The following is a 1,394-nucleotide window of genomic DNA, read 5'->3' as shown; positions in this document are numbered from 1 at the left end:
CATCAAATCTGATAAAAATGATAAAAAGAAATTTGCTCTATATTGTAATTTCGTTTTTAAATATTGACCTGAATATTGAAGAAATATATTTAAATAAAACATTCTTTAACCTCCTTGTATAACAAGATGCTTTTTAGCTTTATACCATATTAGAGTAATAGGGATACATAAAATAAAGATCCAAATTACTTGAAATAAAAGGCCTCTTAAAATCAATTCACCTTTTATGCCTTGAGCAAAAATCATACTAGGAATATAGCTGATCCCTTGAAATGGTAAGTACTTCATCACATCTTGTGCCCAAACCGGAAAGAACGTGATCGGAATCGTTAAACCTGAAAATAAATCAATGATGACACGTTTAGCTTGAATAAATCCCATATTATTTTGAAGGAAGAATGCCATTAAACCTGTTAATAAATTCAATTGTGTATTAATTGCAAAACTGAAAATCGAAGCAATTAAAAATAAACCTAAAGTTTTTACATTAAATGAAACATCTAAACGAAAAATTAAAGCAACTATAATAAAACCTGGAATTGAAAAGAAAAAAAATCTGAAAATCCCCTCACCTAACCCTTGCATCACTTTAGTAAGTAAATAGTTATAAGGTCTAATAAGTTCTATTGCTACTTTACCTTCTACAATTTCTTCAGCAATTTCACGGTCAAGATTATTAAAATAAAACGCCCTTGCCATCCAAGCAATAGCTACATAAGTAGTCATCTGGTTTACTGAAACACCTTGAATTGATCCTTGGTGACCATAGATCGCTTTCCATAAAAAGAAATAAGCACCTATATTAATCGTATAAATAACAATCCCGGTGTAATAATTAGTACGATACGCTAACATCATTAAGAAACGGATTCGAATGATTTCAATATACTTACTCATTACTAATACCTTCTTGGTAGATGTTTCGTATAATTTCTTCTGTAGAAATTTCTAACATCTTCATATCTTTAACGGGATTTGATTGAACTACTTTTGCAATAATCATAGAGATAAGTGTTTCATCATTCGGTAATGTAACACTCCAAATATTTTCGCCTTCTTCTTCTTTCCATTTTACATCAGTTCGTCCGATCAATTCATTTAATGTAGTATGATTTACTGGCTTAATAAACTGGAATTGAATTTCTTTCTCTTCGCCCCATTGCCCTTTTAACTGTTCAAGTTTTCCATCATAAATGATTTTTCCTTCATCTAACATAACTACACGATCACATAATGCCTCAATATCAGAAATATCATGGGTTGTTAAAAGAATTGTTGTTCCATATTTTTGGTTTAACTCTTTTAAAAACTCTCTAATTTTTAATTTTACTAATACATCTAATCCAATTGTTGGCTCATCTAAAAATAATAAGGGTGGATTATGAATTAACGCA

General features: G+C 29.7%; 1 protein-coding gene and 1 pseudogene. Both read right to left on the bottom strand.

The window, feature by feature from the left end; all coding sequences use genetic code 11:
- Positions 1-105: 105 nt before the first annotated feature.
- Positions 106-897 (bottom strand): ABC transporter permease, encoded by a 792-nt coding sequence (locus CN514_RS21140; RefSeq protein ID WP_098234273.1) that lies wholly within the window; start codon positions 895-897, stop codon positions 106-108.
- Positions 890-1,394, bottom strand: a pseudogene (locus CN514_RS25915) (daunorubicin ABC transporter ATP-binding protein); the annotation flags it as partial. The pseudogene CN514_RS25915 and the gene CN514_RS21140, both read right to left, overlap by 8 nt.

This window comes from Bacillus sp. AFS001701 (genome assembly GCF_002559405.1).
GTDB lineage: Bacteria > Bacillota > Bacilli > Bacillales > Bacillaceae_G > Gottfriedia.
Note: the sequence above shows the minus strand (reverse complement) of the source record. Positions and strands in the feature narration are given on the sequence as shown.